A 16,034-nucleotide genomic window follows, 5' to 3' on the forward strand; every position below is an offset into this window, starting at 1 on the left:
AAATATGCCTAACGCCGTTTGTTTGTGGATTTTATATGAATAACGCTAATATTTGCAGCTAAATTATTGTATAAACCCCTTTATTGCGTATTGAATTCAGTGCAAAAACATGCTATACTCATTAAAGTGTCGTAAAAAGTTTTGATAGACAAATATCAATACTGAAAATTTTAGGAGGAAGATTCATTGACAGTATTTTTGACATCCCTGCGCAAGCGGCAGGAAAAACTCCGTAAAAACAAGGGCGGGTTTACTCTAATTGAGTTGATTGTGGTTATCGCAATTCTGGCAATTTTGATTGCAATTTTGGTTCCTTCCATTATGGGTATGGTCAGCAGCGCACGGCTGACATCTGCACAGTCCGATGCACGTAATATTTTTACAGCGGCGCAGTCCTATGCGACGGCACAAGATAATGCGGGTACTACTTTGGCTGCAAGTGCGAATGCATACGGTTCGACCATCACGCAGACCGATCTGCAAACCTATCTTGGCGCTTCTTTTAGTGGTAAGATTGCCGCTGATTCTGTCACAACGCCAAGTACAGGAACCCCGATTACTATTAAATCCATTGTGGTTGACACAAGCGGTGAAATTTCTAGTGTGGTCATTGCCAAATATGGAGTTACGAACAACATTACATATCCGATTTCGTAAGCAGTGTCATTTCATCGCATTAAACATTTTAATAAGTACATATTAAATGACAGTTTTATAATTTAACAGGTCGGCTCTTTGGAGTCGGCCTGTTCCCAGTCTATGGTGCTTTTTGCGGGTCTGCTTTTGATTCCTGACCAGGACCGTGCAGCCATAGCAGAGAGGAGTTCCATGGGACGATATATTTTCGAAGCGCGCGATATGGACGGCGCATCCATACGCGGTACACAGGAAGCGCAGAGTTTGGACGAATTTTACCGAATTGTGAAAGAGCGTGACCTGTATGTCGTAGATGTGCACGAAAGCTATGATCTCAAGAAAGGGCTATGGTTCAACAGCAAAATTAGTGTTAAAAATCTTGCGGTCTTTTGCAGGCAGTTTAGCACCATGCTTGAATCCGGCCTACAGGTTATCAAGTGCTTGGATGTCCTGTATGAACAGACACAGAACCAGCAATTGAAGCGTGCAATCCGCGGTGTATATGAAAACGTACAGCATGGCGAAGCGCTTTCGCGCTCTATGGAGAAGCAGAAGGGCGCGTTCCCGCCCTTGCTGTTGAACATGATAGCATCTGGTGAGACAGGTGGGACGCTTGAAGAAGCAATGATGCGCATGGCCGACCAGTATGAAAAAGAAAATAGAATGAATAACAAGGTGCGGCAGGCGCTGACATACCCTATTTTTCTGTCGGTTATAACGGTGCTGGTCGTGTTTTTCTTGCTGACGTTTGTTATGCCAACTTTCATGACCATGTTTACGACGACGGGAACCGCACTTCCCATTACAACTAAAATTCTGCTCGGCTTAAGCAGTTTTCTTCAAAACAGCTGGTACATTCTGGCTTTTGCAATATTGATCTTAATTGGAATTGTGCGTGTTTTGATGGGAAATCCGGCGATACGGCTTTGGTGTGACAGACGCATATTGCGTATGCCGGTTTTGGGCAAATTGATTATGACCATCGAGAGTGCCCGCTTCGCACGTACGCTTGCTTCATTGGTTAACGGTGGCGTGCCAATCGTGCAGTCTATTGAAATCATTGAACAGGTGATTAATAATAGACAAGTAAAAAGCTTGATGGCAGAAGTGAGGAAAGACGTAAGCCGCGGCGTGCCTTTGTCCGTGTCGATTCGCCGGCGGGAGAGTTTTCCGCCAATGCTTTGCTCCATGCTTTCAGTGGGGGAGGAGTCTGGTAATCTGGAAGGTGTGCTGCGTAAAACAGCGGCTTTTTATGACGAAGAGGCAGACAATGCGATTACACGACTTGTGAGTATGCTGGAACCATTGATGATTGTTATTATGGCAGTCATTGTTGGGTTTATTGTTATTTCAATTATTACACCCATTTATTCGATGTACCATCAACTCAATAGCACGGGAGGGGCAGGCTTATAACCTGTGCTCCAAAGACAGGTTTTGGAGGTTGAAAATGCTTTCAATTGCAATAGGCAAAACGAATATTTTATTGGTGGAAGGCGAACGGACTTCTTTTGGCATTCAGATACGGAAATGCGCAAAGAGCGATTTTTCTGAAGATGTCTTGGATGACGGATTTGTCAAAAAGCGTCTTGAGCTGTCTACTTTTATCCAGAAAATGATTCGCCAGGGCGGATTTACCGAAAACCAAGTGACGTATATTATCGATAGCGGTTCGATCTTGTTCCGCAGGCTGGAGCTGCCAAATGCAGAGGCGGATATCCCGCGTATGGCACGCAACGAGATTCGCCAGGTGGTAAGCAGTCCGGATGAATATGTTTATGATTGTTCTATACACAGCCAGAATGTCGGGGAAAAAGTCTGCCCGGTTTGGGCGTATGCTGTTCCCAAAGAGATGCTTGAAGGGTATTTGCAACTGGCGCAGGATATGCATCAACGTTTGCGAGCGGTGGATTTGTTAACCAATTCGCTTGAAAAGCTGTTGCTTTTGGCAAGTGTGAATGCCGAAGGTCCGGAACAGGCCAGGGTTTTTGTGCAGATTGAAGCAGATGGGCTGTCCGTTCATTTGTTTGCAGATGGGGAGCGCGCGTTTTCTCGTTTTGTTCCGGTTACCGTACAGGAGATGATGATACTGCTGGAGAGTCATGCTGGTAATGTCGGCGGGGATTCTTTTAAGAATCAAATCAATAAGGTATTGGCTGATCCGCACATCGACTCAATCGTGGATCGTGCATTTAAAAACTATACGAACCGGTTGGTAGAAGAATTGCAAAAAATCAATCTTTTTCAACGCAGACGGAATGCGGACAATCCAGTAACCGCCTTTTTTCTGTTTGGAGATCTTGCCAGGTTGTACGGACTTGCGGACATCTTGACGGATGCGCTGGGGCTGCCGACAGAGGTAATCTATTCAATTTCCAATGTGCAGATACCCAAGGATTGTGACGTGTCGGAATATCTCTGCGGATTTGGATCCTTTATTCAGACCGAGCGCAACGATTGGCGTAAAATTTTGACGAGACCGTTGGAAAGAGTTACTGTGAAGAGAAAGTGATGTGGCCGAGCGAACCAATGCTTGAGGGCTTGGCGGCATGGCCTCTCCAACCGAGGTGTGACATATGATACAACGAGATTTGAATTTATTAAGCGCCTATCAAAACCCAACGGGCAGGCGGAACAGCATAAAGCGTATAGCCGTACTTGTGTTGGGTGCCAGCCTGCTGGCCGTGTTGGGTACGTTTTGTTATCTGAACATTTCAAGCCATTTTATGAAGATGGGAATTCGCAGCGGCAATGCCTATCTGGCAACCAATAACGTAAAAAATGCACAAGCGGCGTGGGACAAAGCAACACAAGAAATTGCTGTGCTGCGGCAATATGGAGCGACGGCACAAACCCAAATTCAGAAATTTGGGCAGATGCCAGCTTATACATCGGCAATGTTTACAGAGGTGGCAAAATCTGCTCCTGCAAATTTGACGGTTCAGATTATTAATTTGAGCAATCAAACGCTGATGCTCACCTGTGTTTCAACAGATCAGCTGGCATTTTCAAGTTTTGTAAATTCCTTAAAATCAAACAACATGTTTTCGAGTGTGAGCTATGATATTGTCAGCTCAGATGCCGCCAACGGATATATGTCCGTTATCACCTGCACCGTACAGGGGGGATCGTAATGAACATGAAGGTTACACCCCGTGACCAGATTTACCTGATTGCGTTGGGCGTGATTGCAATTGTGTTGCTGGGTTTTTATTTCCTTATCCGTCCTGCTTATTTAAACATGCGGGTGCAATCCAAGCAAATGGCTGCGGTTAACCAACAAGTGAACAATGCAATGCGCGTCGTGGCGGAAGCACCCCAATTAAAGAAAAATATCCAGAAACAGTTAGATGCCTGCCAGACAAAGGCTGGGGCGCTGTTGCCATCGGTGGATCATGACCTGCTGAATGTTTGGCTCGTTCACTTGATGAACGGTGCGGGGCTGAGTCTTAGCAACGCCACGTTTTCGGATGCACAGGCGGTCCAGATTACTGCGGATGCACAGTCCGGTACGGCTAAGGCTGCCAATAGCACCCAGGCCGGCGGCACAGTGCCGCCATATGAGTTGGGGACGCTTGCAGACACCTATCGTAGGATGGCGGGCAGTTCATCATCTTCATCCGCAGGCACATCATCCTCGCGACCTACATCTTCGCAGCCGGCATCTTCGCAGCCGGCATCTTCGCAGCCGGTATCCTCCGCAAATGCTGCCAACTCTTCGACTGCCTCGACACAAAATATGTCTGCAAAGGTTTTGCAGGTGGATGTTACTTTAACAATGACAGGCACCTATGCACAAGCGATGTCTTTTCTGGACGCCTTGAAAAATACGGGTAAAACCGTGCAGGTGACATCTTTGCAGATATCCGGTGCGTCGATTACGGTGACAGTCAGGTGCTATGGTGCATTAAAACCGAGCGACAGCGACCAGACGTTGGTGTGGACATTGCCGGCAGTTTCCGGCAAGCCCAGCCTCATGTAGGTGCAGTCGTTGAAAGAAAAGAGGTGCATATGCTCATACATAAGGTGTTGCGGGGCCAATCAGACCACGGACAAAAAGGTTCGTCGCTTTTGCTTGTGATGGTGTTCTTTGCATTTTTTATGGTGATGGCGATGGCAGTGTTTTCTCTTGCCTGTGCGTCCACGACGGTCTCTACAGTTGAAAATAGAAGCCAACAGGCGTATTTTACAGCGCGCTCAGCTAATGGCGCTGCTACTAAACTGGCTCAACAAGCCGCAGTTACAACCGCGACTTCCGGCTCTCTATACAATTTACAGCAAGCACTTATCGGCGTGCTTAACGGGTCGCGTTTATCGTATACCCTGATGGGATCGGCTGCAAATGGGTTGGGAAATTACAGTGTTGTTTTTACAAAAAATACAGATGGAACCCTGAAACTGACCGCAACCAATATCCCCTCTGCCAAATTTGCCATCAACCAGCAGCGCGCACAGGTGACGGCAAATTTAAATTGGACCGCTTCATCTGTTACACAGGGCGAAAATTATGCAAATCCATTTCAGAATGTACGTTATATTTCGGGTGCGGCGGGGTATGACGCACCCCATTTTGCAAGTGGTGCGACATTTACAGGACAATCAACATATTATGACGTGACCACACTCAACAACATGACAATCAATGGGGATTTGATCGGTATTGCCAATCCCAATCGCGCACAAGGGAACGGTGGGTCGTGGCAGAATTCAAACCTATACCTTGCAGGGCACTATAATAGCCAAGGGAATCTCCACAACATCAGCACAACGGGCAACCTATATATTGGTACGCGTTATTATTTCAACGGCTGGCAATCAAACGGAGATGATTTCTATAAGTATTATGCTGACTCTGTCTATGTGAACGGCAACCTTACTGTAGATGTCGGACAGACACTGTATGTGAACCACCTGTATGTAACGGGGACTATCACTATAAAAGGCTCGATCCAAAGACTCAGTCCTAATCAGCCCATTACCCAATCCGATGGAAAAGCAAATTTTTCGGTTACGTATCCGGGCAATATGCCCATGCAGATTGGGTATAACAATGGAACGAACGACCCATACTACAGCAACAGCCTGGCATATAAACGAACGGAAAATGATAGTGATATTTTATCACTTGAGAAGAATGGAACCGTTGCAACTACTTCCTCCAGCGGCTTGTTGACACAAGATATGGTAAATAGTTTACACAATTATACGGTAAATACAGGAAGTTCAAAAGGATCTCCAATGAGGCTATTGCTGGCACCAAGCGTTGGCAGCAACAAGTTTACAATCAGCTGTAACATTACTGTGTCTGGAAGCAATTATCTATATATCTATATACCCGATGATGCAACCTATAAAGTAAATCAAATTGTGCAAAGCGGATCCATCACATGGACAAACGCAAGTGCGTCCAACCCCCCTAAAATTCTGATTATTGAAGGTCACCAAACGTATGATCCTACAGCGACATACGCCAATATGTGGTATCTTGATACATATGCAGTATTGCAGGCATATTTGTATACGCCTTCTTTCCAGTGGACAAGCACATCCGGCACAACATGGAGCAGCGCGGGTTTTTATGGAAGTGCGCTTATTACGACTTCCACCGTACAGCTTAGCTCCCAACCTGTTTTTGCTTATTGTCCCCCCTTAATAGATTCTATTACTGGGAAAATGTTCGCCGGCACACCGTTGGAAAATATTGCATCTGGCAATTACAGCACGCAGTTTGGGAACAGTGCGATAGCGGGGTGGTCGAACAAATGAAGCAGTTTAAAAAATGGGATTTGTTTTTCATTCGTTTTTATAGAGAACAACACGGAGATACCTTGATTGAAGGCATTGTCAGCGTTGCGCTGTTTGCGGTGGTGGCCGTGTTCGTATGCACGGTGCTGATGTTGTCCCTTTCTGTCATTAGCCGCGCGCGCGGCAACACAAAAGGCGGTATGACGGCTGCAGGCGGCGTCGCACAGCAGACAACCATGGGTACGGGCAGTACATCAGGCGCAAGCGTAAGCACAGTCTCCGGCACTATGGTCTTTTCAGACGGCACCAATTCTTATACGGTATCTGGAAGCTACGTGAAGGGAACCGCTTCGGCAGGGGTGGATAACAGCGTGACGTATTACACATTTGTGCCACAGTAACGGGACTGGTGCGGAGGAGGAACCCAGATGTGTCATATTTTTAAAAAACAACAGGGGTTCACGTTGATCGAACTGATTATCTCCATGGCAATTACCGCCATTATTGGTGCGGCGGCAGTAACAGTTTTTTCGGTCGGGATGAGCCTGTATGCGCAGGCGAACAACACGCAGGAGGCGCAGGCGCTTGCGCTTCAAACGATGCAACATATCCGCAGCGAAGTGTCCTATGCGAAGTCGGTGAATATTCGACAACCCATTGTGGCGGGCTCGGTTAGTGTAACGCGATCCATTAATACCACAACTACGCCGCAATATGACAGCGCCCTATATGTGGAACCCAGTCTGCATAGCGGCAGGCTGGTCTACGCGTCATTTCCATTAAGTAACTCGATTCAGTCAACCAGCACCTATCAAAACGAGCAGGCGTACAACGCCAACTGGAATAACAACATGTATATTAGCAATTTGCAGTTTGCTTATGTTGGGGATATGTTGTTAAAGGTATCGCTGGAGGTTAAACGATCTTCCACAGGTGCAGTTCTTTCGTCTATGCAGACCAATATCATATTGAATAATTTGGATTCATCTTTGGGAGTAACCGGGCTGACCGTAAATGGTAGCAGACCATCCACAGTTACTTCTGGACCAGCCATTGAATTCCAGGAAAATAGCTGAATCATATGCCCAAAAGATGCAGATACCATGTGATGATAGTGCTCCCGCATAGCAGTGCAATGCCAAAACCCATTGATAGAAAAGGGCCGAAAGCAATAGCAGACTGCATCTTCCTTTTACGCATGATGACGAGAAAACCAGCGAATATCCCCGCGCTGACAACGGCGAAAAATAATGCCAGCAGGGTGTTCTGCCAACCCAGCAGTAAACCGCACGCTGCGGCAAGTTTGACATCGCCCAGCCCCATGCCGCCCTTGGAAAGGAGTGCGGCGGCATACAGTGGCAATCCGCCCGCCAACAATCCCAGCAATCCGTTGAGCAGCCGCCATCCAAGCGGTTTTTCTGGCAGAAAAAACAAACCAATAACACTGACCGCACCGACAAACAGCACAAGTCCGTTGGGGATGATTTGGGTCTTTATATCAATTAGAGCGGTAACAATCAATGCGGAACCATATGCGGCATAAAGAAAGAAAATGGGATGCCATCCACATCGCAGATACAGCGCAAGATACAAAAAAGCATTCATCAGTTCAATCAGAGGATATTGCACACTGATTTTCGCGCCGCAGTACCGGCATTTACCGTGCAAGAAAAGATAACTGAATACAGGGATTAGATCAGGCGCACGCAATTCGTGTCCGCATGCCATGCAGTGCGAGCGGCCAGTGGCAAATGATTCGCCTAACGGAATGCGGTAAATACACACATTTAGAAAACTGCCGAATACCAGTCCGAAAATCACAATAAAAATGCCAATCAAAATAGTCAAATTTCCGTCTCCCGTCCAATAACCTTATGTGTGAAAATTGTGTAACACTGTTTATCTTCTATTTTACAGGATATCGTGTATTCTTGCAATCAGGCTGTAAGCACGATTTGGGTCTGAAACCGACGTATAGAATAAAAGCCATCGGTTCAATAGAAAATTTTTATCGTGTGCCTAGCGGACAATCATCGCCTGGTATGGGCATACATTACCATTCAATTAGTCCTCAGTCGCGCTGGTGCAGTGGCTTGAAGCCGCGGCCCAGCACTTCGTCGGCGCTGCACATGATGACGAACGCCTGCGGGTCGGTGCGGCGCACAAGGGCGTGCAGTCTGGCTACCTGTGTGCGACGGACGGCACAGAGCAGAATCTCGTGCTGTTTGCCGGTATAATATCCTTCGCCTTTCAGCAGCGTGACGCCACGGTTGAGTTCCAGACGGATTGCCTCTGCTACATCCTGATACCGGTCGGAGATAATGAGCGCCATGCGGCCGTTATCCGCACCGTAGAGCAGGCTGTCTACAACACGTGAGGAAGTAAATTCCACCACGATGGCGAACAGCGCGACATTAACGTTTCGAAACACCAGTGCAGATAGCGCGATGACGCAGAAGTCGACTAAAAGCATCATACGTCCCATAGATATGTGAGGCCATTTTAACCGAAGCAGACGCCCCAAAACATCACTGCCGCCGGAAGTGCCGCCGCGCAGAAACACCAGCCCTAGGCCCGCGCCGGACAGTACGCCGCCATACAGCGCTGCAAGAATGGAATTATCCGTGTAGGTGGGTACAAACGGCAGCGCGAGGACATCCGTAAAAACGGACACCAGCAATGTGCAGAAAATGGTTTTAACCACCAGGCGTTTTCCAAGAAAGCGCCAGGCAAGAATGAACAGCGGAATGTTCAAGATGAAGATCATTGTACCGATGGGCGTATGGATGAGATAATGCAGGATAGTGGAAAGACCGGTCACACCGCCAGGCGCAATGTGATTGGGTGCCGTGAACACAGAAACGCTCATGGAGTACAGGAAGGTGCCTGCCACAAAAAACAAAACATCCTTGGCCAATTCGCGTGGTGTGATTTTGGTGGACGATATCGGCTTGCCTCTATACTTCATAACAGTTCTCCCCAACTTGCTTTTTTACAGATGATAATTGTCTCTTTAGATTTTTCCCGCTGCGGTTTCTTTTTCTTTAACGATCATCGTGAACAATTCTCGCAGACGGCCATTTTCCCCAATGAGATATAGGTAGCCGAACAGTGCCTCCAGTCCGGTGGCATACCGATAGTCGGCAGGATCGGCATGCTTGGCAACATGGGCAGTGTTGGCATTGCGTCCGCGCCGCAGTACGGTTGTTTCTGTTTCAGTCAGCATGGGCAGCAGGAGCTGAACCGCGTGTGCCTGCGCATCCGCCCGTACGAAATCCACCGCCCGGTGATGTAATTTGCCTACCGGCGCGCTGCCATGCGCTACGACTTGTTCCCGCACCAGCAATTCGTAGACCGCATCGCCAATGAATGCGAGAGTGAGCGGGCTGAACAGGGCGGCCTGCGCGGGTGGTAAGGGTACATTTAGCAGGTTATCCAACATAATCAAACTCCACGTCATAGATGCTCACTGTATCTCCCTCGTGGATGCCTGCCTCCACCAATTTGTCAATCACGCCGCTGTTGCGCAGTACGCGCTGAAAATACTGCAACGATTCATAGTCTTGAAAATTGACAGAACCGATGACATTGAGCAGCCAGCGTCCTTCCACGAAATAGACGCCGTCATGTTCCGTGACGGTGATTTCGCGTTCGGCATGCTTTTCAAAATCTTCCTGCGGCAATTCTTCAGGTGCAAAGATCTTGATAGGGGGCAGCGCGGCAAGTTTAGCAGCTACAGCCTGCAAAAGAGGTGTGACGCCGTTTTGCGTGGCCGCCGAGATAGGGAAGAACGGTAGCTTTTTTTCTTCAATAAATGCACGGAAGCGCGCCACGGCCTCTTCGTCGGCAATGTCGCATTTGTTGCCCGCTACGATTTGCGGTCGTTCGGACAATTCCGGACTATAACCGCTCAACTCCGCATTGATGGTTTCAAAATCCTGAATGGGGTCGCGCCCCTCGCTGCCGGAAATGTCTACGATATGCACCAACAGACGGCAGCGTTCCACATGGCGCAAAAAGGCGTGCCCCAACCCCACGCCGGTGCTGGCGCCTTCGATCAGGCCGGGAATGTCCGCCATGACGAAAGAACGGTCGCCGACGCGTACCACGCCCAGTACTGGGGAGAGGGTGGTGAACGGATAGTTGCCGATGACGGGTTTGGCTTCACTGACCGTGGAGAGCAGGGTGGATTTTCCCACATTGGGGAAGCCCAGAAGGCCTACATCCGCCAGTAGTTTCAGCTCAAGACGTATCTCACGTTCTTCACCGGGAATGCCGCTTTTGGCAAAGCGCGGAACCTGCCTTGTCGGCGTGGCAAAATGGCAATTGCCCCAACCGCCTTTACCGCCTTGTGCGGCGACATATGGTTCGTCGTTCGACATGTCGTGCAGCACTTTTCCGGTGGCTTCGTCTTTGATGAGCGTGCCGCGCGGCACTTTGATGACCAGTGATTTCCCGCGCCGGCCAAAGCTCTTTTTTTGCTTGCCGTTCTCGCCGTTTTCCGCTGCGTATTTGCGTTTGTAGCGGAAGTCTGAAAGGGTGGAAAGGTTATCATCCACCTCAAAAATAATGTCGCCGCCCTTGCCGCCGTCCCCGCCGTCCGGGCCGCCCGCTGCCACATATTTTTCCCGCCGGAACGACACACAACCATTTCCGCCGTCCCCCGCCTTGAGCATAATTTTTGCTGTATCGACGAACATAACGCCTCCGTTTTCCCGCGCTTTTGAGGCGCGCCGCGGTTTTGCAACCGCTTTATGTGATTTATCCGATAGATTTCTTCAATAATAAACAATAAACACGCGAAATCCGACACCGTTCATCATACCGGTTTTGTATTTGCTTGTCAACGGCGGGCGGAGCACGTTTTTCAACCGGGATATAGCTTGTTAAAGAATGAATGCATTGCCTGAAGGGAGTACGGCGTGCTTTTGCTTGCAAGCATGTACCGTGCAATTGCCGATTATATAGTTATTTTACCCTCCATGTGATATAATAAAGATGATTGACGGAAAAAATCGGCAGATTGGGCATGACGGGTATTTTTCGGGCGGGCAGCCTGAAACAGGTGCGGCCCAGACATGAAAATGAACAGCGGAGGTGCGTGTTTACGGAAAAGTTTCAAAGGACTCCCTTAAAAGAGGGGATTTATTTTACCTCGGTGCATGAGGACAAATTCAAATACAACCATATTTCAATCAACTTTGTTCTGCCTCTGCGGGCAGAAACAGCTTCCCTGTACGCGCTGCTGCCCATGGTGCTGCGGCGGGGCTGCCGTGCGTATCCGGACATGACGGCTTTGAATGCCCGATTGGCGGAATTGTATGGCGCGCAGCTTGAATGGGATGTGTCCAAGCGCGGAGAGACACAGATCGTTACACTTTATATTGAAGTGTTGGGTGACCGTTTTGCACTGGAGCAGGAAGAATTGCTGAAAGCAGGCGTCTCGCTTCTGCGCGATGTTGTATTTGATCCTGCCTTTGAAAATGCGGCTTTCCGTGCGGCTGATGTGGCGGTTGAAAAAAGAAATCTGGCTGATATCATCCGCTCGAAACTCAACGACAAGCGCGCATATGCAAGTTATCGCCTGCGGGAGGAAATGTGCCGGGGCGAAGCTTTTGGCGTGAACGAATACGGCAGTGTGGAAATGGTGGAAGCCATTACGCCAGACGCACTGGTGTGCGCGTGGCGTGAGGTGCTTACCCGCGCCCGCGCAGAGGTGTTGTTTGTTGGGGCAGGGGATGCGGATGGCGCACGGGAAGTGTTCAAGCTTGCTTTCAACAAGATTCTTCGTGACCAGCCGTTTTTCTGCGAGACGCAGGTAATACGTGCGCCGCGCGGCGTGGTGAAAGAAACGGTGGAACATCTGCCGGTCACGCAGGCCAAACTGGGTTTGGGTTTTCGCGCGGGTGTGGCGCTGCCGGACGCGGAAGCCGACGCGGCACAGCTGGCCTGTACCGTGCTGGGCGGTTCGCCCCACGCGCTGCTGTTTTTAAATGTGCGTGAAAAACTAAGCCTTTGTTATTATTGCTATGCACGGTATGAACGGCACAAGGGACTGGTGTTTATTGAATCCGGCGTGGAAGAACAGAACGCTGAAAAAGCGCGTGTGGAGATTCTCAGGCAGCTTGATGCGCTCAAAGCCGGGGATTTTTCTGATGATGATCTGCGTTTTGCAGTGCTGAGCCTGCAAAATTCCTATAAAGAACTCAACGATTCGCTTGAAGGTATCGCTATGTGGTATCTGGCACAGGCGCTGGTTGGCCGTATCCGCACGCCGGAGCAGGTTGCGGAGGCGATTGCCGCACTTTCAAAAGCGGAAGTGGTGCATGCGGCGTCTGGTATCGCGCTCGACACAGTCTATCTGCTTGCGGGCGAAAAGGAGGCGGAGTGAGATGGAATTTACCACCATTACCAATGAGCGGCTGGGTGAAACCGTGCTATATGCCAAGCATCCCACCGGCTTGGATATCTTCATCGCACCGAAAAAAGGGTATGCGTCCCAATACGCCATTTTTGGTACGCGATACGGTTCCATCGACAATCACTTCCATGTAGGTGACAAGGATGTAACAGTGCCGGAGGGGATTGCACATTTTCTGGAGCATAAGTTGTTTGAGAGCGAGGACGGCGATGCATTCTCCCGCTATGCGCGTACCGGAGCGAGCGCCAACGCTTATACCTCGTTTGACCGTACCTGCTACCTGTTTTCCAGTACGGAGCGGTTCAGGGAATCGCTGGAGATTTTGCTGGATTTCGTACAAAGCCCGTATTTCACCGAGCAGACCGTGCAAAAGGAACAGGGCATTATCGGGCAGGAGATCAAAATGTACGAGGACGATCCCGCATGGCGGGTGATGTTCAATCTGCTGGGTGCGATTTATCACAAGCATCCGGTCAAGATTGATATTGCCGGAACCACGGAGTCCATTTCGCACATCACAGCCGACCTGCTCTATGAGTGTTATCACGCGTTTTATAATCTGCACAACATGGCGCTCTGCGTTGCCGGCGATGTGGACCCGCAGGTCGTGGCTGAGTTGGCGGACAAACTGCTCAAAGACGCACCGCCCAGCGGGGTGGAGAGCCAATTTGACGAAGAACCCGCGGGCGTGGTACAGCCACGGGTGGAACAGCGTCTGTCGGTCTCCGTACCGCTGTTTAATTTGGGATTCAAAGACTTGCCTGCGAGCGGTAAAGATGCCGCTGACAAAGAAGCGGTCACATCTATTTTGCTGGAGATTCTCTGCGGCACTGCTTCGCCGTTCTACCGCAAGCTGTATGACGCGGGGCTTATCAATTCCAGTTTTGGCACCGAGAGCTTCACCGGGCGCAGTTTTAGCACGGTGCTTCTCGGCGGCGAATCACGCGATCCGGATGCCGTGGCAGAGGCGGTTTATGCGGAAATCGACCGCCTAAAACGGGACGGCATCGATAAGGAGGCCTTTGTCCGCGCCAAAAAATACACCTACGGGCGGCTGGTATCACATTATGACCATGTGGATGGCGTGGCCAACGCAATGGCGGGGCTGCGTTTTCTGGGTATGGGGCCGTTTGACATGGTGGAAGCTGTGGCACAGGTAACGGAAGAGGATGTCAAGAATCGTTTGGAGACCGTGCTGCGGCAGGAAAACGCCGCACTTTCGGTGATTTTGCCGGTGGAATCCGCGCAGGTATCTTAAAAGGATGTACGCGGGCGCATGCCCGCGCTACATACCAACACATTCACGCCGTTTATTAATTGTTTAAAAAACAGGAGTTGCAAGTTCATGAATGAGAACATTCCGGTTACATTCCCCGGACTGGGTCTTTCCCTGCCTGTCCACTCAAGCGCACTTAACATCGGCGGTTTTGAAATCAAATGGTATGGCATTTTGATCGCCATCGGGCTGCTGCTTGCTATGTGGTACGCATTCCGACACTGCAAGGATTTCCATATAAAACCCGACGATCTGACAGATATCATTATTATTTCCCTCATTTGCGGCGTAGTGGGTGCGCGGCTGTATTATGTGATTTTCTACCCGTCGCCATACGGAAACCCATATTTTCAGAATCCGATTTCCATCCTGTTTTTGCGGGACGGCGGACTTGGCATCTATGGCGGCATTGTGGGTGCATTGGTTGCGGCGTTTCTTGTTTGCAAAAAGAAAAAAATCAGTGTCGGCGCTGTGTTTGATATTGCGGGGCTGGGGTTCCCCATCGGACAGGCCCTTGGGCGCTGGGGGAATTTCTTTAACCGCGAGGCTTATGGAGCGGCTACAAATGCATGGTGGCGCATGGCGGGTGTCGATCCAAGCAATGTCAATATAGGGTATCAGCCTTGCTTTCTCTTTGAATCGATTTGGAACATCGTCGGTTTTTTGATTCTTCACAAATATCACAAGCATCGCAAATTCAACGGCGAAGTTTTTTTACTGTATGTCATGTGGTATGGTTTCGGTCGGTTCTTCATTGAGGGCCTGCGCACCGACAGCTTGATGATCGGTAATATCCGCGTGTCACAGCTGGTGGCGGCGGTCACATTTGTCGTGGCTCTTTGCCTCATTGTTTTCAAGCGGATGAAGCTGCGGCAAATGGCGGCGGATAAAGCCGCGTATACACCGTTGTTTACGGAAGCGGCACGGGCAGTAGAAGACGAACGCAAAAAGGCTGAACAGTCGGTGGATGAAAACAATGGACGGCCCGCCGACACACAGACGGCAGAACATGCTGATAAACGGAAGGACGAGGAGTAATGCCTGCAAAATTGCTTGACGGTAAGGCCGCCTCTGCAAAAGTACGCACACAGGTGGCGAAGGAAGTGCGCGCTCTGCAAGCCCATGGGATTTCGCCCTCTTTGGCGGTTGTGTTGGTGGGGGACAATCCGGCTTCACAGGTCTATGTGCGCAATAAGGAAAAAGACTGCGAAGAAGTTGGTATCCGTTCGGTGGGCTGCCGTTTGTCCACAGACACCACACAGGAAGAATTGCTCACCGTGGTAGACAGGCTCAACCGTGACCCGATGGTACACGGTATCCTGGTGCAGCTGCCATTGCCCAAGCAGATTGACGAGCGCGCCGTGATCGCGGCCATCAATCCTGCTAAAGATGTGGACGCATTCCATCCCTCAAATGTGGGGCGCATCATGTTGGACGATTATGATTTTCTGCCCTGTACACCGGCAGGCATCATGGAATTGCTTGCCGACGCAGGGATTTCTCCGGCAGGGAAAGAGTGCGTAATCATCGGGCGCAGCAACATCGTGGGTAAGCCGATGGCCATGCTGCTTCTGCACGCGAACGGAACAGTTACCATCGCGCATTCCAAAACGCCAAATCTGGCGGAGGTCACGGCACGGGCGGATATTCTGGTGAGTGCTGTTGGCCGTGCAGGCTTTGTGACGGCAGACATGGTGAAGCCCGGTGCGGTGGTCATCGATGTCGGCATGAACCGGCTGGAGAGCGGCAAGCTCGCTGGCGACGTGGATTTTGCGGCGGTGGCGGAGAAAGCATCCTATATCACACCGGTGCCGGGCGGTGTCGGCCCTATGACACGCGCAATGCTGTTGAAAAATACGGTGAAAGCGGCGGCGCTGCGTCCAACAAATGCTTGACAATCCGTCGCCGTTCCGGTATACTATATCGTGCCGCTTGCTATGGGTTTGTAAATGGCAA

At 49.9% G+C, this 16,034-nt stretch carries 16 protein-coding genes; 12 read left to right on the forward strand and 4 right to left on the reverse strand.

Features of this window, described 5'->3' with window-relative positions; all coding sequences use genetic code 11:
* Nucleotides 1–186 precede the first annotated feature (186 nt).
* The 8 genes from ABF463_RS05495 to ABF463_RS05530 all read left to right on the forward strand — a co-directional run bounded on the left by ABF463_RS05495 (nucleotide 187) and on the right by ABF463_RS05530 (nucleotide 7,457).
* Entirely contained in the window at nucleotides 187–657 is a 471-nt protein-coding gene (locus tag ABF463_RS05495; RefSeq protein ID WP_415532561.1) for a type II secretion system protein, read from the forward strand.
* Between the two features lie 171 nt (nucleotides 658–828).
* Nucleotides 829–2,052 carry a type II secretion system F family protein gene (locus tag ABF463_RS05500; protein ID WP_415532562.1) on the forward strand — a complete coding sequence of 408 codons (1,224 nt, stop codon included), beginning with the start codon at nucleotides 829–831 and terminating at the stop codon, nucleotides 2,050–2,052.
* 34 nt (nucleotides 2,053–2,086) lie between these two features.
* Nucleotides 2,087–3,148 (forward strand): hypothetical protein, encoded by a 1,062-nt coding sequence (locus tag ABF463_RS05505; RefSeq protein WP_415532563.1) that lies wholly within the window; start codon nucleotides 2,087–2,089, stop codon nucleotides 3,146–3,148.
* 64 nt (nucleotides 3,149–3,212) lie between these two features.
* Nucleotides 3,213–3,770 carry a hypothetical protein gene (locus ABF463_RS05510; protein WP_415532564.1) on the forward strand — a complete coding sequence of 186 codons (558 nt, stop codon included), beginning with the start codon at nucleotides 3,213–3,215 and terminating at the stop codon, nucleotides 3,768–3,770.
* Complete coding sequence (locus ABF463_RS05515; protein WP_415532565.1) at nucleotides 3,770–4,618, forward strand: hypothetical protein; 849 nt, start codon at nucleotides 3,770–3,772, stop codon at nucleotides 4,616–4,618. Before ABF463_RS05510 ends, ABF463_RS05515 begins: the two co-directional genes overlap by 1 nt.
* A 29-nt stretch (nucleotides 4,619–4,647) precedes the next feature.
* Complete coding sequence (locus ABF463_RS05520) at nucleotides 4,648–6,402, forward strand: hypothetical protein (protein ID WP_415532566.1); 1,755 nt, start codon at nucleotides 4,648–4,650, stop codon at nucleotides 6,400–6,402.
* Entirely contained in the window at nucleotides 6,399–6,782 is a 384-nt protein-coding gene (locus ABF463_RS05525; protein ID WP_415532567.1) for a hypothetical protein, read from the forward strand. The genes ABF463_RS05520 and ABF463_RS05525 overlap by 4 nt, the downstream gene beginning before the upstream one ends.
* Before the next feature lie 27 nt (nucleotides 6,783–6,809).
* Nucleotides 6,810–7,457 (forward strand): type II secretion system protein J, encoded by a 648-nt coding sequence (locus tag ABF463_RS05530; protein ID WP_415532568.1) that lies wholly within the window; start codon nucleotides 6,810–6,812, stop codon nucleotides 7,455–7,457.
* Between the two features lies 1 nt (nucleotide 7,458).
* Here the strand turns inward: ABF463_RS05530 and ABF463_RS05535 are convergent, their stop codons facing one another.
* The 4 genes from ABF463_RS05535 to obgE form a co-directional block, all read right to left on the reverse strand.
* Nucleotides 7,459–8,229: a prepilin peptidase gene (locus tag ABF463_RS05535; RefSeq protein WP_415532569.1), complete on the reverse strand. Its 771-nt coding sequence runs from the start codon at nucleotides 8,227–8,229 to the stop codon at nucleotides 7,459–7,461.
* 223 nt (nucleotides 8,230–8,452) lie between these two features.
* The gene (locus ABF463_RS05540) at nucleotides 8,453–9,349 is read right to left on the reverse strand and encodes a YitT family protein (RefSeq protein WP_415532570.1); all 897 of its coding nucleotides are present in this window, start codon (nucleotides 9,347–9,349) and stop codon (nucleotides 8,453–8,455) included.
* 45 nt (nucleotides 9,350–9,394) lie between these two features.
* A complete protein-coding gene (locus tag ABF463_RS05545) occupies nucleotides 9,395–9,823 on the reverse strand; it encodes a Mini-ribonuclease 3 (RefSeq protein ID WP_415532571.1) in 429 nt (142 codons plus the stop codon).
* Nucleotides 9,813–11,081 (reverse strand): GTPase ObgE, encoded by a 1,269-nt coding sequence (gene obgE, locus ABF463_RS05550; protein WP_415532572.1) that lies wholly within the window; start codon nucleotides 11,079–11,081, stop codon nucleotides 9,813–9,815. Before obgE ends, ABF463_RS05545 begins: the two co-directional genes overlap by 11 nt.
* Nucleotides 11,082–11,383: 302 nt before the next feature.
* Here obgE and yfmF point away from each other — a divergent pair, with 302 nt between their 5' ends.
* The 4 genes from yfmF (at nucleotide 11,384) to folD (ending at nucleotide 15,973) form a co-directional block, all read left to right on the forward strand.
* The gene (yfmF, locus tag ABF463_RS05555) at nucleotides 11,384–12,772 is read left to right on the forward strand and encodes an EF-P 5-aminopentanol modification-associated protein YfmF (RefSeq protein ID WP_415532573.1); all 1,389 of its coding nucleotides are present in this window, start codon (nucleotides 11,384–11,386) and stop codon (nucleotides 12,770–12,772) included.
* 1 nt (nucleotide 12,773) lies between these two features.
* A complete protein-coding gene (gene yfmH / locus ABF463_RS05560; protein ID WP_415532574.1) occupies nucleotides 12,774–14,060 on the forward strand; it encodes an EF-P 5-aminopentanol modification-associated protein YfmH in 1,287 nt (428 codons plus the stop codon).
* Nucleotides 14,061–14,147: 87 nt separating this feature from the next.
* Entirely contained in the window at nucleotides 14,148–15,116 is a 969-nt protein-coding gene (gene lgt / locus ABF463_RS05565) for a prolipoprotein diacylglyceryl transferase (protein ID WP_415532575.1), read from the forward strand.
* The gene (gene folD, locus ABF463_RS05570; RefSeq protein ID WP_415532576.1) at nucleotides 15,116–15,973 is read left to right on the forward strand and encodes a bifunctional methylenetetrahydrofolate dehydrogenase/methenyltetrahydrofolate cyclohydrolase FolD; all 858 of its coding nucleotides are present in this window, start codon (nucleotides 15,116–15,118) and stop codon (nucleotides 15,971–15,973) included. The genes lgt and folD overlap by 1 nt, the downstream gene beginning before the upstream one ends.
* The last annotated feature ends 61 nt before the right edge of the window (nucleotides 15,974–16,034 follow it).

The organism is Ethanoligenens sp. (assembly GCF_047718355.1).
In the GTDB taxonomy this organism is placed as follows: domain Bacteria; phylum Bacillota; class Clostridia; order Oscillospirales; family Ethanoligenentaceae; genus Ethanoligenens.